Source organism: Streptomyces sp. NPDC002680, assembly GCF_042889145.1.
Taxonomy (GTDB): Bacteria; Actinomycetota; Actinomycetes; order Streptomycetales; family Streptomycetaceae; genus Streptomyces; species Streptomyces adonidis.
Window position 1 is genome coordinate 484,212 of record NZ_JBIAQP010000001.1, and the last position, 26,582, is coordinate 510,793.

Annotated in this window: 23 protein-coding genes; 10 read left to right on the plus strand and 13 right to left on the minus strand. The window is 70.2% G+C overall.

Translation table 11 applies throughout. The annotated features are described in order from the left end of the window. Positions 1-158: 158 nt before the first annotated feature. Positions 159-563, plus strand: coding sequence for a cupin domain-containing protein (locus tag ACFYXF_RS02080; RefSeq protein ID WP_389347129.1), 405 nt, complete (start codon positions 159-161; stop codon positions 561-563). A gap of 375 nt (positions 564-938) precedes the next feature. On the opposite strand, the gene ACFYXF_RS02085 is transcribed toward ACFYXF_RS02080, so the two are convergent. From ACFYXF_RS02085 to ACFYXF_RS02105, 5 genes are all read right to left on the minus strand, one after another. Beyond that, positions 939-2,660: an amylo-alpha-1,6-glucosidase gene (locus tag ACFYXF_RS02085; RefSeq protein ID WP_389347131.1), complete on the minus strand. Its 1,722-nt coding sequence runs from the start codon at positions 2,658-2,660 to the stop codon at positions 939-941. A gap of 66 nt (positions 2,661-2,726) precedes the next feature. Next, entirely contained in the window at positions 2,727-3,542 is an 816-nt protein-coding gene (locus tag ACFYXF_RS02090) for a carbohydrate ABC transporter permease (RefSeq protein ID WP_389347134.1), read from the minus strand. Beyond that, positions 3,539-4,504 (minus strand): carbohydrate ABC transporter permease, encoded by a 966-nt coding sequence (locus ACFYXF_RS02095; RefSeq protein ID WP_389347137.1) that lies wholly within the window; start codon positions 4,502-4,504, stop codon positions 3,539-3,541. Before ACFYXF_RS02095 ends, ACFYXF_RS02090 begins: the two co-directional genes overlap by 4 nt. A 20-nt stretch (positions 4,505-4,524) precedes the next feature. Next, a complete protein-coding gene (locus ACFYXF_RS02100) occupies positions 4,525-5,766 on the minus strand; it encodes an extracellular solute-binding protein (protein WP_389347139.1) in 1,242 nt (413 codons plus the stop codon). A gap of 137 nt (positions 5,767-5,903) precedes the next feature. After that, entirely contained in the window at positions 5,904-6,944 is a 1,041-nt protein-coding gene (locus ACFYXF_RS02105; protein ID WP_389347141.1) for a LacI family DNA-binding transcriptional regulator, read from the minus strand. A gap of 311 nt (positions 6,945-7,255) precedes the next feature. On the opposite strand from ACFYXF_RS02105, the gene ACFYXF_RS02110 reads away from it, so the two are divergent. The 4 genes from ACFYXF_RS02110 (at position 7,256) to ACFYXF_RS02125 (ending at position 13,256) form a co-directional block, all read left to right on the plus strand. Further along, a complete protein-coding gene (locus ACFYXF_RS02110; RefSeq protein ID WP_389347144.1) occupies positions 7,256-9,958 on the plus strand; it encodes a cellulosome protein in 2,703 nt (900 codons plus the stop codon). A gap of 18 nt (positions 9,959-9,976) precedes the next feature. Next, positions 9,977-11,800 (plus strand): RICIN domain-containing protein, encoded by a 1,824-nt coding sequence (locus ACFYXF_RS02115; RefSeq protein ID WP_389347146.1) that lies wholly within the window; start codon positions 9,977-9,979, stop codon positions 11,798-11,800. A gap of 195 nt (positions 11,801-11,995) precedes the next feature. Further along, positions 11,996-12,652, plus strand: coding sequence for an ATP-dependent Clp protease proteolytic subunit (locus ACFYXF_RS02120; RefSeq protein WP_389347148.1), 657 nt, complete (start codon positions 11,996-11,998; stop codon positions 12,650-12,652). A 1-nt stretch (position 12,653) separates the two neighbouring features. Beyond that, complete coding sequence (locus ACFYXF_RS02125) at positions 12,654-13,256, plus strand: ClpP family protease (RefSeq protein ID WP_389347151.1); 603 nt, start codon at positions 12,654-12,656, stop codon at positions 13,254-13,256. A gap of 13 nt (positions 13,257-13,269) precedes the next feature. On the opposite strand, the gene ACFYXF_RS02130 is transcribed toward ACFYXF_RS02125, so the two are convergent. After that, positions 13,270-13,677, minus strand: a complete 408-nt coding sequence (locus tag ACFYXF_RS02130) for a helix-turn-helix domain-containing protein (protein ID WP_389347153.1) — start codon at positions 13,675-13,677, stop codon at positions 13,270-13,272. 101 nt (positions 13,678-13,778) lie between these two features. Between ACFYXF_RS02130 and ACFYXF_RS02135 the strand changes: the two genes are divergently transcribed. Continuing rightward, complete coding sequence (locus tag ACFYXF_RS02135) at positions 13,779-14,555, plus strand: class I SAM-dependent methyltransferase (RefSeq protein ID WP_389347156.1); 777 nt, start codon at positions 13,779-13,781, stop codon at positions 14,553-14,555. Between the two features lie 265 nt (positions 14,556-14,820). Further along, positions 14,821-15,708, plus strand: a complete 888-nt coding sequence (locus tag ACFYXF_RS02140) for an RNA polymerase sigma factor SigF (RefSeq protein WP_389347158.1) — start codon at positions 14,821-14,823, stop codon at positions 15,706-15,708. Between the two features lie 41 nt (positions 15,709-15,749). On the opposite strand, the gene ACFYXF_RS02145 is transcribed toward ACFYXF_RS02140, so the two are convergent. Together ACFYXF_RS02145 and ACFYXF_RS02150 are read right to left on the minus strand one after the other, a co-directional pair. Continuing rightward, positions 15,750-16,241: an ATP-binding protein gene (locus ACFYXF_RS02145; protein WP_389347160.1), complete on the minus strand. Its 492-nt coding sequence runs from the start codon at positions 16,239-16,241 to the stop codon at positions 15,750-15,752. Between the two features lie 115 nt (positions 16,242-16,356). After that, on the minus strand, positions 16,357-17,664 hold the full coding sequence (locus ACFYXF_RS02150; RefSeq protein ID WP_389347162.1) for a DUF6777 domain-containing protein: 1,308 nt from the start codon (positions 17,662-17,664) through the stop codon (positions 16,357-16,359). A 173-nt stretch (positions 17,665-17,837) separates the two neighbouring features. Between ACFYXF_RS02150 and ACFYXF_RS02155 the strand changes: the two genes are divergently transcribed. Continuing rightward, positions 17,838-19,127 carry a streptophobe family protein gene (locus ACFYXF_RS02155; RefSeq protein WP_389347164.1) on the plus strand — a complete coding sequence of 430 codons (1,290 nt, stop codon included), beginning with the start codon at positions 17,838-17,840 and terminating at the stop codon, positions 19,125-19,127. 33 nt (positions 19,128-19,160) lie between these two features. Next, on the plus strand, positions 19,161-19,574 hold the full coding sequence (locus ACFYXF_RS02160) for a nuclear transport factor 2 family protein (protein WP_389347167.1): 414 nt from the start codon (positions 19,161-19,163) through the stop codon (positions 19,572-19,574). A gap of 27 nt (positions 19,575-19,601) precedes the next feature. Here ACFYXF_RS02160 and ACFYXF_RS02165 read toward each other — a convergent pair whose 3' ends face one another. From ACFYXF_RS02165 to mgrA, 5 genes are all read right to left on the minus strand, one after another. Beyond that, complete coding sequence (locus ACFYXF_RS02165; protein WP_389347170.1) at positions 19,602-20,612, minus strand: serine/threonine-protein kinase; 1,011 nt, start codon at positions 20,610-20,612, stop codon at positions 19,602-19,604. Continuing rightward, on the minus strand, positions 20,612-21,208 hold the full coding sequence (locus tag ACFYXF_RS02170; protein ID WP_389347172.1) for a hypothetical protein: 597 nt from the start codon (positions 21,206-21,208) through the stop codon (positions 20,612-20,614). The genes ACFYXF_RS02165 and ACFYXF_RS02170 overlap by 1 nt, the downstream gene beginning before the upstream one ends. Positions 21,209-21,223: 15 nt before the next feature. Then, positions 21,224-23,566, minus strand: a complete 2,343-nt coding sequence (locus ACFYXF_RS02175) for an FHA domain-containing protein (RefSeq protein WP_389347175.1) — start codon at positions 23,564-23,566, stop codon at positions 21,224-21,226. 68 nt (positions 23,567-23,634) lie between these two features. Further along, positions 23,635-24,045, minus strand: a complete 411-nt coding sequence (locus ACFYXF_RS02180; RefSeq protein WP_389347177.1) for a hypothetical protein — start codon at positions 24,043-24,045, stop codon at positions 23,635-23,637. A 503-nt stretch (positions 24,046-24,548) separates the two neighbouring features. After that, on the minus strand, positions 24,549-25,541 hold the full coding sequence (gene mgrA / locus ACFYXF_RS02185) for an L-glyceraldehyde 3-phosphate reductase (protein WP_369031623.1): 993 nt from the start codon (positions 25,539-25,541) through the stop codon (positions 24,549-24,551). Between the two features lie 120 nt (positions 25,542-25,661). On the opposite strand from mgrA, the gene ACFYXF_RS02190 reads away from it, so the two are divergent. Continuing rightward, complete coding sequence (locus tag ACFYXF_RS02190; RefSeq protein ID WP_389347180.1) at positions 25,662-26,561, plus strand: LysR substrate-binding domain-containing protein; 900 nt, start codon at positions 25,662-25,664, stop codon at positions 26,559-26,561. The last annotated feature ends 21 nt before the right edge of the window (positions 26,562-26,582 follow it).

A 26,582-nucleotide genomic window follows, 5' to 3' on the forward strand; every position in this document is an offset into this window, starting at 1 on the left:
GCGAGCCGTGCGATGCGAGCCGACGGTACAGCCGGGTCCACGAAGCTCACCCCTCCCGGAACGCAAGGTAAAACTGCACGCCGGAGGGCACCCATGAGCGGACGTGCGACCTACCGTCGGTCGACACGCATCACCGTGAAGTGGAGAGGAACTCCCGGATGACCACGATCATCAAGGTCTCGTCGGTACCGCCGCTCAGCCGTGGCGGTGCGGTCGTCTCGACACCGCTGATCACCACGCCGTCGGCCGGCGGGGAGAACAGGATCACCAGCGGGATGAGCGTGTACCCGGTCGGCTCCGGGGCGCCGCTGCACTCGCACAACTGCGACGAGCACGTGACGATCCTGGAGGGCGAGGCGGAGGTCTGGGTCGACGGCGAGGTGACGAAGCTGGAGCAGTTCGACACCACGTACGTCCCGTCCCCTCTCCCCCACCTCTTCCGCAACATCGGAGACACCCCGCTGCGCATCCTGTGGGTGTACACCTCGGGCCATGTGACCCGCACCTTCACGGAGACGGGCAGGACGGTGGAACACCTGTCGGCCGAGGACCGAATGGCCTGAGCCCGCCGACACCGTTCACCGCCCGCCGTGCCGGAGCCGGTCGCCCTGCTCGTCGCTCAGCGTCGGACGGCGTGCGCCGAGCGAGCGGCCACGGGCCGGGGAATTGCGTTACTCGGCGGCGGCGCCGACCAGACCGTCGAGCCAGGCCTGGTGGCCGTTGCGCATGGGGTTGCGAGGGCGGCGGCGGGCTGCCCGATCTGGGTCTCCTGGGTCAGGATGCGCACCCGGCCGCCGGGCAGGTCCTCCACCAGCCAGGCGTGCAGCACGTCCAACCACTCCTCCGCCCTGCCGTCCTGCCTGGCCGTCCAGGACAGCCGGCCCGGGACGCCCTCGGCCGGGGCCCTGGACTCCGGCCGTCCTGCCAGGGCGCGCCCCTCAGCCGATGCGGCGCAGTTCGTGGGCCTCGGCCAGGAGAAGGTAGGCGGCGGCGGTCCAGGTGTAGGCGCGGTCGCGCAGGCCCGTGCCGGTCAGGGCGTCGAAGTTCTCCGCGAAGCCGTGGGTCTCGCACAGGGCCCGGAAGCGGGCGCCTATCTCGTCGGCGAGGCGGTGGTGGCCGCTGCGGCGCAGCCCGTCCTCGACTAGGACGGTGGCGGGGGCCCAGATGGGGCCGCGCCAGTAGCCGTCGGCGCGGTAGTGGGGTGAGGTGGGCAGCTCTGTCGCCAGTCCGTACGGAGTCAGATGGCTCTCGATGCGGGTGGCCAGGCTTTTGGCGACGCTCTCGGGCAGATGCTCACCCAGGGCGATCGGCATCAGGTCGAGGAGGCTTGCACTGGTCCAGGTCTCGCCGCTGTGGGCGCTCCGCGCGACGAACCGGTCCCCCGTCCACAGCTCGTCGAGCATGGCGGCCTGGGTCTCCTCCGCGATGCGCGTCCAATCAGAGGCCTCACTCGGAAGGCCCAACTCCGTTGCCAGAGCGGCGAGTTCACGAAGTTGCAGGGCGAGGAACGCGGCCAGGTCGGCGCTGACGACGACACGTTCGGGGTCGAAGGTGGTGGCGTTGTCCCAGCCGCTGTCGTTGCCGTGCTGGTAGTGGGGCAGCGCGGCGTCCGGTGCGCGGCGTGCCGTGAGCCAGAAGTCCGTCCAGCGCCGCAATCTGTCGTAGGCGGTGGTGAGTTCCGTACGGGGCAGAGGCTCGGGGCGTCTGCGGCGCAGGTGGGCCAGGGTCCAGCCGTGGATGGGGGGTTTGACGAAGTTGTGCAGGACCTCCGAGTGGGTCACCGAGTCGGGCAGGGCGCCGCTCTCGTCCTGGTGGTCGAACGGCAGCATGAACTGGTCCCAGGCCAGCGCGGGCGCTCCGGGCGCCAGGGCAAGGGCGTTGAAGCAGTGGTCCCAGCTCCAGACCTTGTCCATCCAGTGCTTGGACATGAGGACGGCGGGCCGGGTGACCAGGCCCGCCGGTTCGACCGTCGCCGACCACAGGACGTAGGCGGCGAGTTCGGCGGCCGGGGTGCGGGGCGAACGCCAGGGGGCGACCGCGTCGGCGAAGGCGGCGAAGGCCTGTTCCGCTCCCGCCACGACCTCGTCGAACGGCACCGACGAGACGTACGGCCGCCGCGCGGTGTCGAGTTCCTCGACGGCCGCCTCCCAGGTGCCGCCCGCCTCCGCCGCGACCACGAGACCGCGCTCGGCACCACCCAGCGCCTGGCTGCCGGAGACGTCCCGTACGACACCGGACAGCACCGTGACGCGATAGCGGCGGCCGGTCTCGTACGAGGTAAAGACATACGAGCCGTCGGCAGGGTCGTGGAAGAAGTACGTGCCGGTGAAGGGTGTGAGGGTGTGCGCCGCTGCCGTGATCCGCAGGGCCGGGCCGGTCCCGCGCAGGCGTACGGTGCCGGGCGACTCGTAGGCGAGGTCGATTCGCCCGTCGGCGGGGGTCGTCCAGCTGAGGAGACTCGGTGTCGCAGTGATCCGGGTCCCGGCAGCGAGGGGGACGAGGCGCAGGACGGCGTGCATGCCGTTCTGGTGCGACACGAGGTGGAGATCGTCCGCGCGCTCCCCTTCCCCCAGCACCGGCGAGATGCCGAACCAGGAGCCGTGGGTGCTGAACGGGATGTCGTGGAGGGAGAAGGCCGGGCCGGTCGGGGCGGCGGTCATGAAGCGTGACTCGTTTCTGGAGCAGGGGTGTGCGCGGCGCGGAGCGACTCGTTCCGTTACGGCGGCTCAGTCCTTCACGGCACCGGTGGTCACGCCGGCGGCGACATAGCGCTGCGCGAGGACGAGGATGACCGCGGCGGGCAGCGAGGCCACGACAGCGGTGGCCATGATGGCGTTCCACTCCTGGTTGTTGTTGCCGATGTAGTGGTAGATGCCGAGGGTGATCGGCTCATGGGCGCCGCCGTTCGCGAGGGTGCTGGCGAAGACGAAGTCGGACCAGGACCACAGGAACGCGAACAGGGACACCGTGACGACGGCGTTGCGGCTCATCGGCAGCACGATCGACCAGAAGGTACGCAGGGGTCCGGCACCGTCCGTCCGCGCGGCCTGGAGCAGTTCACCTGGGATGCCGGACATGAACGCGGTGAAGATCAGTACGGCGAAGGGGACGGCCAGCGTCGAGTCCGCGACGATCAGGCCGGGGACCGACTGGAGCAGGCCGAGGCTGAGGTAGATGGCGTAGAAACCCATCGCCATGATGATGCCGGGGATCATCTGGGCGACCAGGAAGAGGAAGCTCAGTGCGCCTCCACCGCGTGGGCGGAGTTTGGCGAGCGCGTAGCCGGCGGGAGCGGCGAGCGCCACGGTGAGGGCGACGGTGCCGAGGCCGATGACGAGGCTGGTGCCCAGATAGGGCAACTGGTCGTTCAGGACGGCCCGGTAGCCCTCCAGGGTCGCGTTCGTGGGGAACAGGCCGGGCGGGCTCTTGCGCATGTCCTGGTCCCGGGTGAAGGACACGTTCAGCATCCAGTAGACCGGGAACAGCATGATCGCGGTGAGGACGAGACCCAGAGCCGTCTTCCAGGCGGTTCTGTGCGTCATGACAGTGCCTGCTTTCGCTGGACCCTGAGATACACCAGGCCGAAGACGAGCGCGGCGACGACGAGCAGATTGCCGACGGCCGCTCCGGGGCCGAAGGCGGGCAGGAGGTTGCCGAAGCCGAGCTGGTAGGACCATGTGGCGAGGGTGGTGGACGAGTCGGCCGGACCGCCCTTGGTCATGATCCAGATGATGTCGAAGACCTTCAGCGTGTAGACGAGGCCCAGCAACAGGGTGATCGCGGAGACCGGGCGCAGCAGCGGGAAGGTGATGTGCCGGAAGCGCCGCCAGGCGTTCGCGCCGTCCAGGGCCGCCGCCTCGTAGAGGCTGCCGGGGATGGACTGCAGCCCGCTGTAGAGCACGACCAGGTTGAACGGGACGCCGATCCAGATGTTCGCGATGATCACCGAGGTGAGCGACCAGGACGGTGACGTCAGCCAGTTGACCGGATCGATGCCGACGACGCCCAGCGCGGCGTTCACGATCCCCGAGTCGCTGTTGAGCATCCACGACCAGGTGGACGCCGACACGATCAGCGGCAGCAGCCACGGTACGAGGAACAGGGCGCGCAGGGTCGCGGAGAGCCGGAAGTGCTGGTTGAAGAAGACCGCCAGGGCGAGCCCGATGCCGTACTGGAAGGCCAGGCACACGGCCGTGAACACCACGGTGTGCAGCAGCGCGGGCACGAACGTCGGATCGGCGAAGACGGTGCGGTAGTTGGCGAGGCCGGTGAAGGGCGCGTCGCCCTGGACGAAGGAGCGGACGGTGTAGTGGCGCAGGCTCAGGTCGAGGTTGCGGTAGAGCGGATAGGCGTAGAAGAGGGCGAGGTAGAGGGTGACCGGGGCGAGGAAGGCCCAGGCGGCCCACTGCGGGGAGGCCGGGCGGCGGCGCCTCGGCGCGGGGCCGGCCGCCCTGATCCGGTCGAACACCGGCACGGGGTCCGGCAGCTGTGTCGTGCGGTTCATCAACGACCCTCGGGTTCCGGTTACTTGACGGCGCTCTGGGCCGCGCTGAGAGCGTCCTTCGGGGACTCGGCTCCACTGAGGGCCGACTGGACGGCCTTCCACAACTGCTCGGAGATCTTGGGGTACTTGGTGCCCAGGTCGTCACTGGTGCGCCCCTTGGCCGCCCGCACGGCGTCGACCCAGGGCTTCAACTTGGCGTCGGCGGCGATCTGCTTGTCCTGGACCTCCTCGGTGGGGGCCACGTAGGAGAGCGTGGTGTCGGTGTCGTACAGGTTCTGGGTGCTGGTCAGACAGGTCGTCAGCTTCTGGGCGGTGGCGTAGCGGCCGGTGTCGTCCTGAACGGGGATGGTGACGAACTCGCCGCCGGTCGGGGCGGCGGCGTTGCCTCCCGTGGCGGCGGGTATCGGGAGTACGCCGTAGTCGAAGCCGGCCTTCTCGGCGTTGGCGAGCTGCCAGGTGCCGTTCTCGGCGAAGGCGTAGTCGCCGGTGGCGAACTCCTGCCAGCTGGTGGTCTGGGTGTTGTTGAGGACCGAGTTGGGGGCGTATCCCTTCTTCAGCCAGTCGTTCCACAGGGACAGCGCCGACTCGCCCTGGGTGGAGTCGAGTTGGGTGAGCTGCGCGCCCGCGCCCCAGAACCAGGGCAGGAACTGGAAGCTGCCCTCCTCGGTGCCGATCGCGGAGAAGGTGATGCCCTTCTTGCCGGCCTTCTCGACCTTCTCCAGGGCCGCCGTCAACGAGGCCCAGTCCTTCACGGAGGCGATGTCGACGCCCGCTTCCGTCAGGACCTTCTTGTTGTAGTAGAGGGCGAGGGTGTTGGCGCCGATCGGGGTGCCGTACGTCTTGCCCTGCGACTGGCCGGCCGCGAGCAGGTTGGCGTCGACCTTCGAGGTGTCCAGCTTGTTCTCGTCCGTCGTGGTGAGCACGCCCGCCTCGGCGAGGGTCGACACCACGGGGTTGTCGACGACGAGGACGTCCGGGGAGTTGCCCTGCTGGGCGGCGAGGAGCGTCTTGTTGGCGAGGTCGCTGGTGTCGAAGCCGGTCCGCTTGATCTTCACCCCGGCCTTGGCGCCGCAGGCGTCCAGCAGCTTCGTCCAGGCCGAGCCCTTGGCGAACTGCGGGTACGGGTCCCAGATCGTGTACGTCCCGCTGTCGTCCCCCTTGGCGGACGAACTGCCGCCGGACGAACAGGCGGTGGTGCCGGTGGCCATGGCGACGACGGTGAGGGCCGCGGCGGTGAGCCGCCGTCCGGTGGATCTGTTCATGGGGCGTTCCTTTGTGATCTCGGCGAGGGCATGCCGAAGACAGAAGTGACAGTCGGTGGGTGACCGGCCGCGCGGGGTCGGTGAGGGAGCGGCTCGTCCGCGAGGTCAACGGGCCGCAGAGCTACGGGCGTTCAGGGTCAGTCGGTCGCGTCGGAACCGGGGTCGGTGACGTGGTGGGCGGGTCCGGTGCTGGCGCGCAGGGAGATGGGCGGGGCGAGCAGATGGTGACGCGGTGCCGCTTCGGGGTGGTCGAGCCGCTCTACGAGGAGTTCGACGGCGAGGCGTCCCATCTGCTCCGCCGGTACGTCCGCCGCGGTGAGCTGCGGGGTCACCGTCGACGCCCACCGTTCGGCCACGACTCCGGTGACGGAGAAGTCGCGCGGCACATGGCGGCCCGCGACGGCGAGGCCGCGGTAAATACCGCCCAGCGCGGCCTCGTTGAGCGTGACCAGCGCCGTGGTGGCCGGATCGTCGTGCAGGATCCGCTCCATGCAGGCCTCGCCGGAGGGAGCGTCGTCGCCACAGCAGTACGTCCGTACGGTGAGCCCCCGCTCCGCCGCCGCCTTGGTGAAGCCGTCCAGCCCCCGGTGCGCCGACTCGTACCCGGCGCGCAGCAGACGCTCGGGCCGGTTCACGAAGGCGATCCTGCGGTGGCCCAGGTCGGCGAGGTGGTGGACACAGGCGGCGGCCAGCGCGGTGTGGTCCAGGCCCACCCACCAGTCGCCGTCCGGCCGCGCGGTGCGGCCGATGCAGACGGCGGGGAAGTTCTCGGCGACCAAGTGGTCGATACGGTCGTCCTGGAGCCTGATCTCCATCAGGATCGCCCCGTCGACGCGCCGTTCGGCCAGCAGCCGCTGGAAGGAGCGGTCGCTGTCCACCCCGCTCGGCGAGAGCAGCACGTCGTAGTCGAAGGCCGCCGCGGCCTCCACCACGCTGCCGATGAAATCCAGCTGCATTCCGGTGTAGTGGTTGCCGGCCGGCGGGAAGACCAGGCCCAGGGTGCTGGTCCGGCCGTTGGCCAGGGCGCGGGCGCTCGCGTTCGGGCGGTAGCCCAGTTCGTCGATGACCCGCTGGATCTTCTGCCGGGTGTCGTCCGACACCGGACGTTTGCCGCTGAGCGCGTACGACACGGTGCTCCGGGAGACACCGGCCCGCCGGGCGATCTCACCGATGTTCACGGGGACTCCTTCGTCGAACCGGTTCGAGCGCGAGCCCGATCGTCGAACCGGTTCGCGTGATGGGACGGTAGGAGCGCATCCGAGCGGCTGTCAATGGCTTGTGCGCACTTCCAGGAAATCCTCCTGTAATCCATGTCGAGGGTATTGCTGGCGCTCTTTCCGCCCTGCTAGCTTCCGCCGAACCGGTTCGACAAGAGCCGCAGAGCCCCCTCCCCGCCCGCCGCGTCGGGCCCGGAAGTCACCGGGCCGACCAGTCCGGGCTGTCATCGAACCGGTTCGCGTCACGCCCACCCCACCCTACGGAGACCTCAGTGCGACGCACCCGCAGCAGAACCAGAGCCGGCGCCGGAGCCACCGCCGTCACCGCCCTCGCCGCCCTGCTCGCCGTACCCGCCGCCGGCGGCACCGCCCGCGCGGCGGAACCCGAACAGCTCACCATCGACCTCGCCACCGACACGGGCGCCTTCCACGGCGGCGCCTCCGGCTCGCTGTACGGCGTGTACGGCGACGGCGCGCCCAGCCGCAACGTCATCGAGGGCATGCGTCTGCGCACGGTGTCGACGAAGGCGCAGGACGGACCCCAGCATCCGGGCGCGGACGCCCTGGAGATGCTGCCGCCGTTCGTGGACTCCGGCGGCAAGGACGTCTACATCTACATGACCGACATCTACCGCGGCTTCCCCTACCAGTGGCCCGGCGCCGACGGTCCGGCGAAGCTAGCCGACTTCAAGGAGAAGATCAAAAAGCAGGTCCAGCAGGTCCTGACCCTGGACGCCAAGTACCAGGACCACGTCGTCTACGTGCCCTTCAACGAGCCCGAGGGCAACATGTTCGGGACCGGGGAGTGGAGCTACAACAAGGTCTCCTGGCTGAACGATCCGCAGTACTACTTCGCGGCCTGGACGGAGGTCTACCACCTCATCAAGGGCCTCGACCCCGACGCACGTATCGCCGGCCCCAACACCAGCGTCCTGTACAACCAGGTCAAGGGCTTTCTGCAGTACGCGAAGGCCAACGACGTGGTGCCGGACGTGATGAGCTGGCACGAGCTGTCCAGCCCCGCCGCGGTCCGCACCAACGTGGCCAAGTACCGGCAGATGGAGCACGACGTCGGCGTCGGCCCGCTGCCGATCAACGTCAACGAGTACGGGCACAACTACCACCTCTCCGTGCCCGGCCAGGTCGTCCAGTGGGTCTCCGCCATCGAGGAGTCCAAGATCGACGCCGACCTCGCGTACTGGAACATCGACGGCAACCTCAACGACTCGGCCGTGGAGGCCAACAAGGGCAACGGCCAGTGGTGGCTGTTCAACGCCTACGGCCAGATGTCCGGCCACACGGTGGAGGTGACCGCCCCGCACCCCAACCAGCAGTACACCCTCCAGGGCGTCGCCACCCTCGACGAGGACAAGAGGCAGTCCCGTGCGCTGTTCGGCGGCAAGAGCGGTGACGCGGACGTCGTCTTCGCGAACATCGACCGCAAGCTGTTCGGGACGACGATCCACGCCACCGTCCAGGAGATCCCGTGGACCGGCCAGGTCGGTGACTCGGCGCAGCCGCTGCGGCTGGCGGACCAGGAACTCGCGGTCGGCGCGGACGGCTCGGTGAAGCTGCCGATGACGGGCATGAACGAGATGTCGGCGTACCAGGTGATCCTCTCCCCCGGCGGCCACGGCGGCGTTCCGGCCGAGCCGTCGGTGAGCTGGCGCCAGACGTACGAGGCGGAGAACGCGACCTACACCGGCGGCGGTTACTCGAAGAACGGCCCCGAGGGCACGCCCTCCGACGTGGGCAGGTTCGCCACCTCCGGCACCTACAACGTGGGCGGCCTGCGCACCGGTTCGGACGGCGTGCTCGCCTTCGACGTCGACGTGCCGCAGGACGGGACGTACGACCTGAGCGTGTTCGCCAACTCCTACAACCTGTACGGCCTGGTGAAGGAGCAGGGACCCACCAACGTCTTCCTGCGCGTCGACGGCGCCGATCCGCAGGAACTGCGGCTGCCGCTCGGCTACAAGTGGGTCGTCTGGGGCCACACCGACACCACCGTGAGCCTCACCGCGGGCAAGCACCGCATCACGCTCGCCGCGAAGGACGCCGACCTGGGCGTGACCAAGGGCGACGCCATCATCGACAAGATCGACCTGGCGCTGCGCGACGCGCGCGTGACCGCGCCGGCCGTCTACGAGGCCGAGTACGCCACCCTCACCGGAACCCGGCCCGTCTACACCCGCCGCGGCGCCTCGGGCCCCGGCACGGTACCGCTGGCCAAGGGCGACTCCGCGACCTTCTGGGTCCACTCCCCCGCCGACCGTGAATCGACCGTGACCGTCGACCACCTGGGCGGCGGCCGGGCGACCCTGTCGCTGAACGGCGAGAAGCTCGACGTGCCCAAGGTCGGGGGCGAGAAGAAGGGCAGCGACAGCGTCCGGGTGTTCCTGTCCGGCGGCATCAACAAGATCACCGTCACCGGTGCCTCCCGCGAACTGGTGCTGGACCGGCTGCGGGTCGCCCCTTCCAGCGGCACGCCGACGACCAAGATGTACCAGGCGGAGGCGGGCACCCTGACGGGCGCCGCCAAGGTCACCGACGCCTACACCTTCGCCACCGGCGGCAAGGCGGTCACCGACATCGGCGACGGCAAGGCCAACGCCCTCACCGTCGACGTCGTCGCCGGGAAGGCCGGGCGGCACGCGGTGACGATCCGCTACTCCAACGCCGAGCAGGCGCCCGCGACCCACTACAACCCGGACCCGATCGCCCGCCACGCCGACCTCTCGGTCAACGGCGGCCCGATCCACCGCGTGCTGTTCCCGACCACCTTCCACTTCAACGACTTCCGGGAGCTGACCGTCCCGGTGACGCTGAAGAAGGGCACCAACCGGCTCACCTTCACGGCGGAGGAGCTGCCCGACTTCAACGGCGACACCTACAACCAGTACGACCAGCGCTCCCCGTACGCGCCGGTCATCGACCGCATCTCCGTCACCCGCCTCGCTCAGGCGCAGTCCTGACACCCCAGGAGAACCGACATGCGCCCTCGTTCATCACGCCCCCTTGCCCGAACCGCGGTCCTGCTGGCGGCTCTCGCCGCCGGTCTGCTGCCCGCGACCACCGCGCACGCCGCCGACACCGGCGTCACCGTTGACTTCGCCACCGCCGGAGGCGCGCCGACCTACCACGCCTCGGGCACGATCTACGGAATGACCCCGGACGGTTCGCTGCCGCAGGACCACTTCTTCAAGGACGTGAAGTGGCACTTCATGCGGGCGGGCGGTGCCCAGCTCAACAACGGCGGCTACGCCACAAGCCTCGCCGCCTACCAGACCCGCTGGAACTCGACGCTCGCCCAGTACAGGCGGACCGCCGCCCTCGGCGGAACGTTCGTCCTGCTCCCGCACGACCTGTGGGGCGCCGACGGCACCACCAGCCAGGGCTGGCCCGGTGACAACGGCGACTGGACCCAGTTCGACAACTTCGTCACGCAGCTCATCAGTGACGTACGCGCCAACAACATGACCGTCCAGTGGGACCTGTGGAACGAGCCCGACGGCAGCGGCTTCTGGCAGCCGTCGCAGAGCCAGTACCTCCAGATGTGGTCGCGCTTCTGCGCACGCGTACGGGCCGCGTTCCCGGGCCAGTTGATCGTCGGGCCCAGCATCGCGGGCCAGCCGAACTCCGCCAACACCTGGTGGACGACGTACCTGAACTACGTCAAGGCCAACAACGTCGCCCCCGACATCTACAGCTGGCACGACGAACCCGGCGACCCGGTCACCGACGTGGGCCGCGCCAACTCGACGCTCGCGGCGGCCGGGTTGACGAACACCCGCCCCTACCAGATCAACGAATACGCCACGCTGTCCATGCAGTCCCCGGGCGGCGGGGCCTGGTTCATCGGCCGGCTGGAGCGGGCCGGTGCCGACGGAATGCGCGGCAACTGGGCCTCGGGCACCAACCTGCACGACTACGAGGCCAATCTGCTCACCAAGAACAGCGCGGGCCAGTACGTACCGCTCGGCGAGTGGTTCATGTACCGGTACTACGGCTCCCAGACCGGGAACATCGTCAACCTGATCCCCGGCACCGGCACCGACGGTCTGGCCACCAAGGACAACGCCGCGAAGAACGCGAAGATCCTGCTCGGGAGCAGTGGCAACACGGGGACGGTCACCGTCAATCTGACCGGCCTCAACACGACGTCGGTGGTGGAGAGCGGCAGGGTCAGAGCGGTCGTCCAGCGCGTCCCCTACAACAGCGGGGCCGCGGTGACGGGCCCGGAGACGATCTCCGACACCACGCTCACGGTCAGCGGCAACGCAGCCTCGCTGACGCTCCCCTGGTCGAACGCCAAGGACGGCTACACCGTCACCCTGCTCCCGCCGTCCGAGACCACCGTCTCGACGGTCGCCGTCAGCCAGAACAGCGGCCAGTGCCTGGACGACACCGACCTCAGCACGGCCAACGGCACCCAGTACCAGCAGTACTACTGCGAGGGCGGCTACCAGCAGATGCTCGACCTCAGGCCGGTCACCGGCCGGACGAACACCTACACCGTCGTCAACGAGCACAGCGGCAAGTGCCTGGACGTCGCGGGTGCCGCCACCGCCGACGGCACCGCCGTCGGTCAGTACACCTGCAACGGCGGCACCAACCAGATGTTCACCCTCAACCCCGTCACCGCCCTCGGCAACAGCCACGACTACCAGCTCGTCGCCGTCCACAGCGGAAAGTGCGTCGACGTGTCCAACGTGTCCACCCAGGCACGGGCCCTCGTCCACCAGTGGACCTGCGACGCGGCGAGCGCCCTCGCCACCAAGAAGAACCAGATCTGGCGGCTGCCGGGCAAGTCCTGAGCCCTCGCCCTCTGCTCCCCGGCGCCCACGGGGAGCAGAGGGCGCCGACGGCTCTGCCGACAGCGAATCTGCCACAGGCCGAGAAACCGGCCGACGGCGTCGAGTCGGGCCGAGAGTGGGAAGCGCGGGGTCAGCCGCCGTACGGCGGCGAAGGACCCCACGACCGACAACTCGACGCCTCGACGAGGAGCCCCGATGTACCCACGCACCGCCGCCGGTCCCTGGCCGGCCCTGCTGCCCCGGGCCGAGGAGGGCGACACCCCGCCCTCCCGGTTCGACGACCATCTCGCCGCCCAACTGCTCGCCCAGCGCATCGTGTTCCTCGGTACGCAGGTCGACGAGGTCTCCGCGAACCGGATCTGCGCCCAGCTGCTCGTGCTGTCGGCGGAAGATCCGCGTACCGACATCAGTCTGTACATCAACAGCCCCGGCGGCTCGGTGACGGCGGGCCTCGCCATCTACGACACCATGCAGCTCATCCCGAACGACGTCTCCACGCTCGCCATGGGATTCGCGGCCAGCATGGGCCAGTTCCTGCTCAGCGTGGGCGCTCCCGGCAAGCGGTACGCGTTGCCCAACGCGCGGATCATGATGCACCAGCCGTCGGCCGGGATCGGCGGCACCACCGCCGACATCGAGATCCAGGCGGAGAACCTGGAGTTCACCAAGCGGACCGTCGAGCGGATCACCGCCCGGCACACCGGCCAGAGCGAGGAGACCGTCTCGCGGGACGGCGACCGTGACCGCTGGTTCACGGCCGAACAGGCCCAGGAGTACGGCATGGTGGACCAGGTCGTCGGCTCGCTGGCCGACGTACGCCCGGCCGCCTCTCGACGACGGATGGGGCTCTGACATGGGGACGTACACGATTCCGAACGTCGTCGAGCGGACCCCGCAGGGCGAGCGTTCGTACGACGTGTTCAGCCGCCTCCTCTCCGAGCGGATCATCTTCCTCGGCACCGAGATCGACGACGGCGTCGCCAACGTCGTCATCGCGCAGCTCCTGCATCTGGAGGCGTCGTCGCCGGAGAACGAGATCGCGATCTACATCAACTCGCCCGGCGGCTCGTTCACTTCGCTGATGGCGATCTACGACACCATGACGTACGTCCAGGCGCCGATCTCGACGTTCTGCGTCGGCCAGGCGGCCTCGACGGCGGCGGTGCTGCTGGCCGGGGGCGATCCCGGGCGTCGGTTCGTCCTCGAACACGCGCGGGTGCTGCTCGGCCAGCCGGCGAGCAACGGACACCGGGGCATGGTCTCCGACCTGGCCGTGCAGGCCAAGGAGATGGTCCGGATCCGCGCACAGGTCGAGGAGGTGCTCTCGCGGCACACGCACCACGACGTGACGACACTGCGCGCGGACATGGACCGCGACAAGGTGTTCACCGCCCCTGAGGCGGTGGCGTACGGCCTGGCCGACGAGGTGGTGAGCCGACGTCTGGTCAGGGCCTGACCGGGCCGGACGGCTAGGCGACCAGGCAGAGCCCGTTGTACGGAGTCCCGGTGGTCGTCCGCGTACGCGTACGGCGCAGGGTGTGCCGCGTCAGCTCGGTCTGGGCCAGGGACAGCAGGTCCCCCAGACCCAGGCCGAGGGCGTGGGCGGCGGCCGCGAGGACCTCCGAGGAGGCCTCCTTGCGGCCCCGTTCCAGCTCGGACAGGTACGGCATGGAGATCCTGGCCGCGTCGGCCACATCCTTCAGGGTGCGTTCCTGGGCGAGGCGTTCGCGGCGCAGGACGTCGCCGACCAGATCGCGGAGGAGCGGCTCCTTGGGTGTGGGCATCGGCGGGGCCACCGGGGCGGCGGGGGCCGGTGCGGGCGTGGTCTTCGGACGCAGCGGGATCACGCGGGCCTGGTTCGGCGCTTGATTGCTCACCCCTTCAGCCTAAAAGCCGTCGCCTTTGAGGGAAGGGATCGGCATTCTGCCCTGGGTGGAATCACCACGGCGGGGCGAACAGGCAAAAGGGGCGAGCGAGCATGCTGCGGGACACATTCGACGAGGCCGCCGAGCTGTACGACCGGGCCCGCCCCCGGTACCCGGAGGCCCTCGTGGCCGACCTGGCCCGCGCGGCCGGCCTCGGCCCGGGCAGCCGCGTCCTGGAGATCGCCCCCGGTACGGGCCAACTCACCGTCCCGCTGGCCCAGTTGGGCTGCCGGATCACGGCGGTCGAGCTGGGCCCGTCCCTCGCGGAGGTGGCCCGGCGCAATCTGCGGGCGTTCCCGCTCGCGGAGGTGACGGTCGCCGACTTCGAGCAGTGGCCGCTGCCGCCCGAACCGTTCGACCTGGTCGTCTGCGCGACCGCGTTCCACTGGCTCGACCCGGCGACACGACTGCCCAGGGCCGCCCGGGCACTACGGCCGGGCGGGCTCCTCGCCGTCGTCACCACCCACCATGTCAAGGGCGGCACAGTCGACTTCTTCGATCGGGTGCAGCGCTGCTACGAGCAGTGGGACCCGGCCACACCACCCGACCTCCAACAGGTCGACGAGGCCGACACCGCGACGGACACCGACGAGTGGGACCGCTCCGAGCACTTCACCGACGTCACCGTCCGGCGCCACGCCCGGGACATCGCGTACACCGTCGACGAGTACATCGACGTCCTGCTCACCTACTCGGGCCACCGCGCCCTCGACGCGCCCTCCCGGCAGGGCCTCCTCGCCTGCGTCCGGGACCTGATCGAGACGCGGTACGGCGGCCGGATCACCAAGCGCTACCTCCACGAGCTGATCACGGCGACCCGGGTCTCCTGAACCGCCGGGCCACCGGGTCCTCTACGCCGATCCCCCGACCGGCGGCCAGCAATCGCCCCACGGTGTCTACGCCGTCGCCCCGACCGGCGCCCCGGACCTTACCGCCAGGTCAACACCCGTCGTTCCGTGGGCATTTCACACCTTGCGTCCACCCGTTCCTGGTAGGGAACATCACATGTGGCATGCTCGGCGCCTCACCGGGTACCCGCCTTCCGGAACGGTTCCATCATCCGTAGCGTGATGTTTCGTGGGAGAGGTACAGGTAATGGACACCGCCATGATCCGGTCGAAGGCAGAGGTCGTCGAGGACACCGCCAGGACCAGGACGGGTGACGCCCCACTGCCCGGAATCCAGGAACCGCGAAAGGTGGCCCCTCGTGACGCACGGGAGTTGTCCCGCCAGTTCTTCGAGCGCCTGACCGAACTCGAAGAGGGCACGCACGACCATCAGTACGCGCGCAACACCCTGATCGAGATGAACATGTCGCTCGTGCGGTTCGCCGCCGGGCGTTTCCGGGGCCGCGGCGACGACATGGAGGACATCGTCCAGGTCGGGATGATCGGCCTGATCAAGGCCATCGACCGGTTCGAGCTGTCCCGCGAGGTGGAGTTCACGTCGTTCGCGCTGCCGTACATCATCGGTGAGATCAAGCGGTTCTTCCGCGACACGACCTGGGCGGTGCACGTTCCGCGCCGGCTCCAGGAGCTGCGCGTCGAACTGGCCAAGGCCCGTGAGGAACTGGCGAGCAGGCTGGACCGCGATCCGACGGTCGCGGAACTCGCCACCCTGATGAACCTGCCCGAGGAGCAGGTGGTCGAGGGCCAGATCGCCTCCAACGGCTACAACTCCTCGTCGCTCGACGCCGCGTTGACCGGCGACGGGCCCGAGGGCGGCGAGGCGGTGCTGGCCGACTTCATCGGGGTCGAGGAGCACGGGATGCGGCTGGTCGAGGACTTCCAGTCGCTCGCCCCGCTGCTCGCCGAACTCAGCGACCGCGACCGGCAGATCATCCATCTGCGGTTCGTCGAGGAAGCCACCCAGGCGGAGATCGGCGAACTGCTCGGCTGCTCGCAGATGCATGTCTCCCGGCTGATCAAGCGCATCATCACCCAGCTGCGCGAGGGCATGCTCGGGGAGCTGGACTACGCCTGACCCGACCGGATCCGGAGACACGGAGGCAGGCATAGTACGGACTATGCCTGCCTCGCCGGTTGCGCCGACGACCGGCCGGCTCCCTGGTTGAGCGGCAGCACGGCCCGGACGTACTTGCCGACCGGCACCCTGCGCGCCGTCACCTCGATGGCGAGCGCGTGGACGATCTCCAGACCGTGCCGCCCGATCCGTTCCGGGTCCCGGGGGTAGCGCAGGGGCAGCGCGGCGCTGCTGTCGTACACGGACACCGTCACGGCGGTGTCCGTGCCCTCCAGTTCGAGGACGTACGGTCCGTGACTGTGCCGGTCCGCGTTGGTGACCAACTCGCTCACCACCAGCACCAGTTCACCGTCGGCACGCCCGTCGGCCGGGGCGCGCCACCTCTTCCTCAGCTGCTCCAGGAAGTGCTCGGCGAAGGCGCGTGCCTCCGCTATGCAGCCCGGCTCGCCGGTGAAGTGCGTCGCCCGTCGCAGCGGTTCGACGGGGACGTCGAAACCAGTCGGTATCACTGCTCCGCCCAGGTGGTCGATCATGCGGTTCCCTCTCGATGACCGGTCCAGCCGGACCCGGTCGCATCACTGCTCGTACCCCGAGCCGGGCGCCGCAGTCCCCCTGTCCCCGGAGGCTGCGTTCGCCCCTGACGGAACCTCAGTAGGACGGCGAGGTGGAGGCCGACCGGGGCACCGTCTCGGAGAGGCTCTCGTCGGGCGAGGACTGCGACGACCCGGAGGCCGGGGACGAGGAGGAGGGAGGAGCGCTCGATGCCGGCGGGCAGGGTGTGGCCGACGGGCTCGCGGTGTCCGGTGCGGCCGGTGACGCGGTGGGCGAGGACACGCACGGCACCGGTGACCGCGGTGGCAGCAGCCCGGGCGTCGCGGACGTCGACTCCGAGGACTCCGGTGCCGAGGAGTCGGACGACGAGGGCTCCGAGGACTCCGGCGACGGCGTCGACGAGCTCTCCGACGAACTCACGGACGGGGTCGGCTCATTGACCGGCGGGTCGGTCTTCTGGTCCTTGCCGCCCGTGTCGCCCGGGCGCCGGTGGAACCAGTCGCGGTGGTCGGGGTCGTAGACGACGAAGATGTTGACGACGGTCACGGAGGGCGCCACGTAGACGACGTTCGAGGTGCGGTACGACGGCCACGCGTCGCCTCGCGGGCGGGCGGTGGTCTGCCGTACCGGGTCGGTGAGCGGGTTGCCGCAGGCGCAGCGCACGCGCGGGCGTCCGCGGTCGTCGACGAGGACGGCCGTGCCGGTCTGGAGGACGGCCTGGTAGGTGGTGGCGGCGGAATCCCGGTAGCCGTGGTTGGTGACGCGGGTGTCCATGCGGAGCTGTACGGGGGTGAGTGAGCGCAGATACGCGGGGACCCCGGCGGGCTGGAGGCCGAGGACCGAGGCGAACGCGCCGTTCTTCGCGGGGGCCTCGCGGAGCACCCGGATCTGCTTCTCCACGTCGCAGCTGGCGACCTTGCGGGTGCCGCCGTAGAGGCCGGCCGCGCCGCCGTCCACGCGCCGTACGACGTTCGCGGTGGCCGTCTCCGAGACGGTGGCGGTGGGGGTGGTGGCCGGCGGGGCGGAGCTGTCCTTGGCCGTGGACTCTGTGAAGGGGTCGGGGCCCGACGTGTCCGCGGCCTGGAGGAAGACCTCGCCGCCCGCCTGGTCGGAGGTGCCCCCGGAGCCGCCGTCGGAGCGGGTGAGCACGACGATCAGGGCGACGGCGGCCACGACCGAGGTGACGAGCACGGCGATGCGGGGCGCAGACCTCCACCAGGCCGGGTCGCGCCCAGGTCCCTCTCCCGTGCCGCCACCGCCTCCCCCGCCTCCCCCGCCTCCTCCGCCTCCTCCGCCGTCGGCGGGCGGCTGGGACGGTGGGCCTGCGGGCGGCTGGGAGGGACCCGACAAGGGGCCGGAGGGCGGTCCGGTGGGGCGGTCGGAGGACGGCTGTTCGACGCTCACGGGCTCTTCTTCCGACGTGGGCTCCTGCGGCACTCACCCCGATTTCTGCCGCTTTATTCCACAACGTGCCCATTGTGCGCCCCGCCCCCGGGCCGCCCGCAAGCCGACGCCTTCGTTCCGTTCGGCCGGAGCCCCGACAGGCGCACCGCCCGAGTGCTGCTTAGCGTGGCAGGGTGAGCACGCGAACCCCCGCTCCCGTGCCGATCCTGGGCGAGGAGCGGACCGTCTCCCGGCACGGCTGGGTACAGGCACTGGCCGTGGTGCTGACCGGCCTGGCCGCCATGGTGCTGGCCGCCGGGCTGGGGCTGTGGGCGGCCGGGGCGGGCGATCTGCCGGACGGCGCGTTCCCCCGGGTCGTCGCGGCCACCGTCGTGACGGCGGTCGGTGGGACCGTCGACCTCACGGGCGACGCCGGAGACCTCGCCGAGACAGCGGGCGGTCTGACCGTGATGCCGCTCTCGGTGACACTCGTCGGGGCACTCGTGACCGGCGCGGGCTTTCTGCGCCCGCTGCGGCACCGGGCGGTCGCCGGGGCCCGTGAGCTGGCGGGCTGGGCCGCGCGGATCGCCGTCCTGTGGGTGCTGGGCCTGACCGGTCTGGCGTTCGCGGCCCGCCAGACCTTCGCGGTGTCGCTGGGCGACGGCACGCTCGGCGACATCGGCGACATCTTCGGCGCCTCGCCGCGGATCGGCTTCGAGACGGACGTACCGCTGACGCTTCTCGCCGGTGTGCTGTGGCTGGCGGGCGTCCTGGCGCTGGCCCTGCTGGTCTCGCGCGGGGCCCCGCTGCCGGCACGGCTGCTGCGGTTCCAGGAGTCGGTACGTCCGGCCGCGTACGCCATGGTCGTGCTGCTGCTCGCCTTCGTGGCCATCGGGACCGTGATCGCGCTGGTCGTGGCGGTGACGCGGGGACAGCCCGCGCAGTCGCTCGCGCTGGTGCTGCTCGGGATGCCGAACCTGGTCTGGCTGGCCCTCACCACCGGCCTGGGCGCCACCTGGGAGGGCCGCGTGGACGGCCCCTTCGGACTCCCGATGCCGCACGTCCTCGACCAGGTCCTGCGCACCGACGAGACGGCCAGCCTCAACCTGAACACCCTCGCCGACTACGACGGCAGGGTCTGGTGGCTGGTGGCGGTCGACGCCGTGCTGCTGCTGGCCGCCGCGTTCCTGATGGCGGCCCGCTCACCGGCCCGGATGCGGGCCTGGCAGCACGCCGTGCACATGGCGGTGGCGCTCGCCCTCACGGTGCTGATGATCTGCCTGATCGGCCGGATCGACGCCCACTACGGCCTGTCCGTCCTCGGCCTCGGCGACTTCGGCGGCAACCTCTCCGGCAGCCTGTTCCTGCGCCCCCAGCTGTGGGGTGCGCTCGGGCTGGCGCTGCTGTGGGGGCTGGTGACGGGGTTCCTGGGGGCGCTGCTGGCGCGAGGGGTGCGTCGGCGGGGAGAAGTCGAAAACCGTTAGGCGGGTGCCCGGCGGGCGTGGGAGCGTGGCGCCATGGCGTTGAGTGCCGAAGACCGGCTGGCCGTGACGGAGTTGATCGCGCTGCACGGTCACCTCGTCGACGACGGGGACCTCGACCGCACGGCGGAGGTGTTCACCCCGGACGTGGTGTACGACCTCTCCGACTTCGGCCAGGACCTGGTCACCGGTCTCGCCTCGCTCACGGAGGCGGCACTCGCCCGCGGCGCGGCGAATCCCGTCGCCCATCACATCACGAACGTGGTCGTCACCGAGGGGTCCGACGGCCAAGTGCACGCCCGTTCCAAGGGGTTGGGCGTCATGGCGGACGGTTCGTGCGGCTCGGTGACGTACGACGACACGGTGGTGCGGGTCGACGGCGGCTGGCGCATCTCGTACCGGAAGTTGTCTGCTCGACGGGTGCCGTTGGGCGGGCTGGGGCAGAGCTAGCGCCAACCGCACGCGCCCCAGGGCCTGTTACCCCGACCGCCGGAGACCCTGTCGGGTGAACACCGGGCGGGCCCAGTCCGGAGGCTGTGGTGGGTGCTCCTCGGTGGTCTCGGGCAGGCGGACCACCTTCGTGGTCGAGTGCCCCGTGTGCGAGGTCGGGGCCGCGCGGAGTGCGGCGATGAAGTCGAGGCAGGAGTCGTAGCGGTCGTCGGGGGACTTGGCCAGGGCCTTCGCGAACACCGGGTCGACGGCGGCCGGGAGTTCGGGGTGCTCCTCGGTCAGCGGGGGTGGTTCGTCGTACTGGTGGGCCCACAGCAGGGCCATGTCGTCGTCGCGGCGGAAGGGCGGGTGGCCCACCAGGAGTTCGTAGACCACGCAGGCGAAGCCGTAGACGTCGCAGCGGCCGTCGACCGGGCGGCCCGAGATCTGCTCGGGGGCCACGTAGTCGAGGGTGCCGACGAACTGGCCGACCGTCGTGAAGCCGGTCAGGGACAGCGACTTCTTCGTCAGGCCGAAGTCGGTGAGGTAGACGTGCTCGGGATGGTCGCTGTCGGTGCCCCGGGCGACCAGGATGTTGCCGGGCTTGACGTCCCGGTGGACGAGGCCGTGTTCGTGGGCGGCGTCGAGCGCGGAGGCCACCTGGGCGGCGATCCGGGTGGCGGTGGCGAGCGGCAACGGGCCCTTGCGGTCCAGGAGATGACGCAGGTCGCTGCCTTCGACGTACCGCATCGCGATGTAGAGGATGCCGTCCTTCTCGTCGGCCTCGAAGACCGGGACGATGTGCGGATGGTCGATCGCAGCGGCCACCCGGGACTCGTGGGTGAAGCGTTTGCGGAAGGTGTCGTTGCGGGCCAGTTCCGGGGCGAGGAGTTTCAGGGCGACGGTCCGGTCGAGCCGCAGGTCCCTGGCCCGGTAGACGACGGCCATGCCGCCCCGGCCGATCTCCTCCTCTACGCGGTAGCCGGCGATCTGCTTCCCGATCAGGTCGGAGGGGCGTCCCGCGTGCGAGCGTGTGTCGTGGTCCGGGGCTCGATTCATCAGCCGCCGCCGATGCCGTCGCCGTCGTCCCTGACGACCTGGGTGGGCGCGTGGCCCAGGTCGGGCACCACCTGGGTCGGCTCGTGCGCGGGGGCGGCGGGTTCCCGGTCGGCGGCGTAGGTGCTCAGCCGGGTGCCGTCGGTGTACACCCACCGCTCGTGCTCGGCGTCGTACAGCCACACGGACTCCCCGTCGACGACGATCCCGATCCGCTGTCCGTGCGTACGCCCCCGGAACTCCTCCCGGTCGAGCTCGCCCCCGGTCAGCTCCTCCACGGCCCCGCGGTACCGGGCCAGCGCCTGTTCCGCGCGGGCCAGCAGGGGCCGTGGGTCGGCGGTGCGGGCCAGCGGGGCGCCCGCGGCGGGCGGGTCCTGCGGTACGGCGACCAGGAGCCGGCCGTCGACCCAGGCGGACCAGCCGTTCGCGCACCGGACGTGCCCCCAGTCGCCGCGCCGCTCGACCAGCTCGACCGGCAGCAGCGCGTCGAGCGGCACCGTCGGCCGGGACGGGTCCGGCTCCTCCCAGGCGGCCAGGCCGTCCCCGGGGACGACGTGCGTGGGCCGGAACCCGGTGATCCGGAAACCGGGGGACGTCATCTCACCCACCCCCTTCTACTTCCGCATGACAGCCGGTTCGTGCCGCCGCAGCAGCCGGAGTACCAGGTACCCGAAGACCACCGAGAGCACGAGCAGCATGCCCGTGTTGAGCAGCCAGACCCCGGCCGAGTGTTCGAACAGCGGGTCGCCGGTCAGCTCCCCGGGGATGATCCGGGACAGCCCGATCGTGCCCGCCATCGCGCCGAGCGCCCATCGCGAGGGCACCAGCCAGGACAGCTGCTCGATACCGGGGACTCCGTCGAGTTTGAGCAGGGCCCCGCAGAACACGACCTGGACGATGGCCAGCAGCACGAGCAGCGGCATCGTCACCTCTTCCTTGCGGACCAGCGCCGAGACCAGCAGCCCGAGCATCATCGCCGTGAAGGAGAGCAGCGCGACGGCGACCGTGATCTCCACCAGGGGTGGCATCAACACCCCTTCGCCGCCGGGTGCGTTGAGGTCGACGCCGAGCAGGGCGACCAGCGTCAGTACGACGGCCTGGGCGACGGTGATCGTCCCGAGGACGACGACCTTCGACATCAGGTACGCCGATCTGGACAGGCCGACGGCCCGTTCGCGCTGGTAGATCACCCGTTCTTTCACCAGTTCACGCACGGCGTTGGCCGCCCCCGTCAGGACGCCACCGACGCACAGGATGAGCAGCGCGTTCATCGCCGTCTCCCGGTCCAGCTTGCCGCCCGCCAGCGCCCGGGCCATCGCGCCCATCACGAACGGCAGCGCGATCATGATGGCGAGGAAGGTGCGGTCGGCGCTCAGCGCGGCCGTGTAGCGGCGGACCAGGGTGCCCAACTGAGCGCCCCAGCTCTGCGGTTTGGGCGGGTGCGGGGTGGCGGCGACCGGGCCCGGGTTCGGCAGCCGGGGCTGTGAGGTCGAGTTGACGATGTACTGCCGGTGGAACGGCGAGGCGCGGTAGTCCCCCGCCCAGTCCCGTTCCCGGTCGCGCTCGAAGGCCTCGAACGCCTCGGGCCACTGCTCGTACCCGAAGAAGGCGAGGGTGTCCTCGGGCGGCCCGTAGTAGGCGACCTTGCCGCCGGGAGCCATCACCAGCAGGCGGTCGCAGACGTCGAGGCTGAGCACGCTGTGGGTGACGACGATGACGGTCCGGCCGTCGTCGGCGAGGCCGCGCAGCATGTGCATCACCGAGCGGTCCATCCCGGGGTCGAGGCCCGAGGTCGGTTCGTCGAGGAAGAGCAGCGACGGCTTGGTGAGCAGCTCCAGGGCCACGCTGACCCGCTTGCGCTGGCCGCCGGAGAGGCTGTGCACGGGCTGCTCGACCCGCTGTTCCAGGCCGAGTTCGCGCACCACCTCGTCGACGCGGGCACGTCGCTCCGCCTTCGCGGTGTCCTGCGGGAAGCGCAGTTCGGCGGCGTAGGTGAGGGCTCCGCGCACGGTCAGCTGGGCGTGCAGGATGTCGTCCTGCGGGACCAGGCCGATGCGCTGGCGCAGTTCGGCGTAGTCGCGGTAGAGGTCGCGCCCGTCGTACAGGACCGTGCCGTGGTCGGCGGGGCGCTGGCCGGTCAGGGCGTTGAGGAGGGTGGACTTGCCCGCGCCGCTGGGTCCGACGACCGCGAGCAGGCACTTCTCCCCCACCGGGAAGGACACGCCCTCAAGGAGGGTCTTGCGGCCGTGGTCGACGGCGACGGTCAGATCCTGGACGTCGAGGGAGACCTCGCCGGTGTCGACGTACTCCTGGAGCTGGTCGCCGACGAGGCAGAACGCGGAGTGGCCGACGCCGACGATGTCACCGGGCGCGACGATCCCCCGGTCGACGGGCCCGCCGTTGAGAAAGGTGCCGTTGTGGCTGCCCAGGTCGACGATCTCGTACGTCCCGTCCGGGTGGGCGCGCAGTTCGGCGTGCCGACGGGAGACGAGGAGGTCGTCGACGACCAGGTCGTTGTCGGCGGCGCGGCCGATGCGGACGGTACGGGCGGACAGCGGCCGGACGGTGGTCGGCCGGCGGAAAGTGCCGGTCAGGCCGGGCATGGAGACCGCCGAGGGGCGTTCACGGGCCGGCGGGGGCGGGCTGACGAGGACGGCGCGCGGTCCGTCGGCGGGGCTGCCGAAGTGCAGGACGCTGCCGGGGCCGATGTCCCGTTCATGGACGCGCAGACCGTCGGCGTACGTGCCGTTCGTGCTGTTCTCGTCCTCGACCGTCCAGTGGCCGTCCTCGGGTCGCAGCACCGCGTGGTGCCAGGAGACCCGGGCGTCGTCGATGACGATCTCGCTGAGCGGGTCGCGTCCGACGTGGTAGTCGTGGCCCGGGCTCATCAGCGTGGAGCCCGCCTCCGTCTCCAGGACGAGTTCGGGCGCAGGCGGCGCGATCGACCGGTCTGCCATGCCCAGAATTCTAGCGATTCGTCCGTATATACGCCTGGGCAGCTCCAGTGGCTCCGAAGTCCCGGAACCTAGGCGACCGGGACGACCAGCGCCGGGGTGGTCCGCTGCATCCGCAGGGCGTCGACGGACTCGGCGAGCAGTTCGTACTCGGTGGTCTCGTCGTACGTGGCGATCCGGACGAGCCGGCCGGCCGCCAACTCGTCGGCGACCAGTTCCTGTTGGTACTGGTCCATGCTCCAGGCGCGCAGCAGACCGGGGACGTCGGGCACGGTGGCGGCGACCGGGACGAGCGAGTTCGGGGGGAAGTACTGCTCCTCGGGCTGCGGATCGAGCCGTTCAGCGATCCAGTTCGCCCGGTCCCGTAACCACCACAGGGCCAGCGCCAGGGTGGGCGCGCGATACGTACCCAGCGGTACGCCTATTCGCCGGCCCGCACAGACGCCGTACGCCGTGACATGGCAAAGGAACTCGTCGTGCACGGTCTTTCCCCCGATCGACTGCCGGCCCTGCCTCGCTTTCCCTGCGGCTCACTCGGTCGTGCGGTGTTCTACCAGTTGAGTATCTTCACTATTGACACTCTGTCACCACGCCTTTCCGGCCAGTCTCCAGGCATTCGTCTGGCATATTCCTGGCAGGTATGGACCAGAATCCGACGGGACGGTCTCTTTTACCGTCGGTGGATCTACGGGGATTCCGGAGGAGCGCGGGAGTCGCGATCGATGCTCGGATTCCCAGTGGTTTCTGGAGCGAAGACCACTGGGAATCGAGGGCGCGATGACCACCAGCGAAAAGGCCGCCGAGGCGGACAGGCAATTCACAGCCGTACCGTGCAAAAGCCCGCCACCTGGGGCTGCACCCGCCTGACCTGGCCGGAATCCGTCAGATTCCTTGATCCCGGCGACCGGGAAGAGGCGTCATCGGGACAGTACGGCCGGTCGGGCGGTTCCGTTCATATCGGAGCGAGAAATGATCAGGCAAAGGATCAGGCCTTGATCACCGCATCGATTCGCGCCAGCTCCTCGTCGGAGAATTCCAGGTTGCCGATGGCCGCGACGCTGTCCTCCAGCTGCTGCGGGCTGCTCGCGCCGACCAGGGCCGAGGTGACCCGACCGCCGCGCAGCACCCAGGCCAGGGCCAGCTGGGCGAGGCTCTGGCCACGGGACTTGGCGATGTCGTCGAGGGCGCGCAGCTGCTGTACGAGGTCCTCGGTGATCCGGTCGGAGTTCAGGAAGGGGCTGTCGCTCGCCGCCCTGGAGTCCGCCGGGATGCCGTTGAGGTAGCGGCCGGTGAGCAGGCCCTGCTCCAGCGGGGAGAAGACGATGGAGCCGACCTGCAGCTCGTCCAGCGCGTCCAGCAGGCCCTCGTCCTCGGGACGGCGGTCGAGCATCGAGTAGCGCGGCTGGTGGATGAGGAGCGGGGTGCCCAGCTCGCCCAGGATGCGGGCGGCCTCGCGGGTCTGCTCGGCGGAGTAGTTGGAGATGCCGACGTAAAGCGCCTTGCCCTGCTGGACGGCCGTGTGCAGGGCGCCCATCGTCTCCTCCAGCGGAGTCTCCGGGTCGGGGCGGTGCGAGTAGAAGATATCGACGTAGTCCAGGCCCATGCGGGTCAGGCTCTGGTCGAGCGAGGACAGCAGGTACTTCCGCGAGCCCCATTCGCCGTACGGGCCCGGCCACATCAGATAGCCGGCCTTGGTGGAGATCACGAGTTCGTCGCGGTACGGGGCGAAGTCGGCCTTGAGCGCCTCACCCAGGGCGGACTCGGCGGCGCCGGGCGGCGGGCCGTAGTTGTTGGCCAGGTCGAAGTGGGTGACGCCGAGGTCGAAGGCACGGCGCAGGATGGCCCGCTGGGTGTCGACGGGACGGTCGGGTCCGAAGTTGTGCCACAGGCCGAGCGACAGCGCGGGGAGCTTCAGACCGCTGCGTCCGGTGCGCCGGTAGGGCATGTCCGCGTAACGGTCGGTGTGTGCGGTGTACAACGCGACTCCAGAGGGGTTGGCACGGCGGATGTGATCTCTGCTGTTCCTACTCTTCCCCCGGGAGCGGGCAGTGGTCCAACAGGAGAATCGGATGGAATTCAGCGGATAGGCTTCTCAATCATGGAGCTACGCCAACTTCAGCACTTCGTCGCGGTAGCCGAGGACCAGCACTTCACCCGGGCCGCCGAGCGCCTGATGGTGTCGCAGTCGGGCCTTTCGGCGTCGATCCGCGCGCTGGAGCGGGAGCTGCAGACCCCGCTGTTCGTGCGTACCACCCGCCGGGTGACGCTCACCCCGGCGGGGCGTGCGCTGCTCGGCGAGGCCGAGCGGATCCTCGCCCAGGTGCGGTCGGCCCACGAGGCGGTGGCCGCGGTGCAGGGGGTGCTACGCGGGATGCTCGCGCTGGGCTCCGAGCAGTGCATCGCCGGGGTGCATGTGGCGGGCCTCCTCGCCGCGTTCCGGCGGCAGCATCCGGACGTGGAGATCTCTCTGCGGCAGGCGGGCTCAGGCGCGCTGGCGGAGGAGGTGGCCGCCGGGCGGCTGGACCTGGCCTTCGCCGTCCGCGGGACGCGGGAGGGGACCGACCAGTTGCGTGCCGTACCGCTGAGCAGCGAGCCGATGACCATGCTGTGCCATCCGAGTCACCGGCTCGCGGCGATCGGCGCCGCCGTGACCCCGGAGGACCTGGGCGGCGAGGTGTTCGTCGACTTCCACCCGGACTGGGGACCGCGCCGCACCACCGACGCCGCCTTCGCCGAGGCGGGCGTGCGCCGGACGGTCGCCCTGGAGGTCAACGACGTGCACAGCCTGCTCGACCTCGTGGACGAGAACCTCGGGGTGGCCGTCGTACCCCGGCACTTCCGGCACAAGCGCGAGTCGCTGACCGCGCTCCCGGTCAAGGGCACCGGCGAGACCGTGTACGAGACGGTCGCCCTGCTTCCCGCCTCGGAGGCCACCAGTCCCGCGGCGCGGGCGCTCATGGCCCTTCTGGAGACCGGGCCGGAAACCGAGGGGGCATGACGGACCGGAATGCGGGAGGCT

What these genes read in the sequence shown, in the direction of transcription:
- ACFYXF_RS02080 (WP_389347129.1), top strand. Translation starts at nt 159, where the DNA reads ATGACCACGATCATCAAGGTCTCGTCGGTACCGCCGCTCAGCCGTGGC.
- ACFYXF_RS02085 (WP_389347131.1), bottom strand. Translation starts at nt 2,660, where the DNA reads ATGACCGCCGCCCCGACCGGCCCGGCCTTCTCCCTCCACGACATCCCG.
- ACFYXF_RS02090 (WP_389347134.1), bottom strand. Translation starts at nt 3,542, where the DNA reads ATGACGCACAGAACCGCCTGGAAGACGGCTCTGGGTCTCGTCCTCACC.
- ACFYXF_RS02095 (WP_389347137.1), bottom strand. Translation starts at nt 4,504, where the DNA reads ATGAACCGCACGACACAGCTGCCGGACCCCGTGCCGGTGTTCGACCGG.
- ACFYXF_RS02100 (WP_389347139.1), bottom strand. Translation starts at nt 5,766, where the DNA reads ATGAACAGATCCACCGGACGGCGGCTCACCGCCGCGGCCCTCACCGTC.
- ACFYXF_RS02115 (WP_389347146.1), top strand. Translation starts at nt 9,977, where the DNA reads ATGCGCCCTCGTTCATCACGCCCCCTTGCCCGAACCGCGGTCCTGCTG.
- ACFYXF_RS02120 (WP_389347148.1), top strand. Translation starts at nt 11,996, where the DNA reads ATGTACCCACGCACCGCCGCCGGTCCCTGGCCGGCCCTGCTGCCCCGG.
- ACFYXF_RS02125 (WP_389347151.1), top strand. Translation starts at nt 12,654, where the DNA reads ATGGGGACGTACACGATTCCGAACGTCGTCGAGCGGACCCCGCAGGGC.
- ACFYXF_RS02135 (WP_389347156.1), top strand. Translation starts at nt 13,779, where the DNA reads ATGCTGCGGGACACATTCGACGAGGCCGCCGAGCTGTACGACCGGGCC.
- ACFYXF_RS02140 (WP_389347158.1), top strand. Translation starts at nt 14,821, where the DNA reads ATGGACACCGCCATGATCCGGTCGAAGGCAGAGGTCGTCGAGGACACC.
- ACFYXF_RS02145 (WP_389347160.1), bottom strand. Translation starts at nt 16,241, where the DNA reads ATGATCGACCACCTGGGCGGAGCAGTGATACCGACTGGTTTCGACGTC.
- ACFYXF_RS02160 (WP_389347167.1), top strand. Translation starts at nt 19,161, where the DNA reads ATGGCGTTGAGTGCCGAAGACCGGCTGGCCGTGACGGAGTTGATCGCG.
- ACFYXF_RS02165 (WP_389347170.1), bottom strand. Translation starts at nt 20,612, where the DNA reads ATGAATCGAGCCCCGGACCACGACACACGCTCGCACGCGGGACGCCCC.
- ACFYXF_RS02170 (WP_389347172.1), bottom strand. Translation starts at nt 21,208, where the DNA reads ATGACGTCCCCCGGTTTCCGGATCACCGGGTTCCGGCCCACGCACGTC.
- ACFYXF_RS02175 (WP_389347175.1), bottom strand. Translation starts at nt 23,566, where the DNA reads ATGGCAGACCGGTCGATCGCGCCGCCTGCGCCCGAACTCGTCCTGGAG.
- ACFYXF_RS02190 (WP_389347180.1), top strand. Translation starts at nt 25,662, where the DNA reads ATGGAGCTACGCCAACTTCAGCACTTCGTCGCGGTAGCCGAGGACCAG.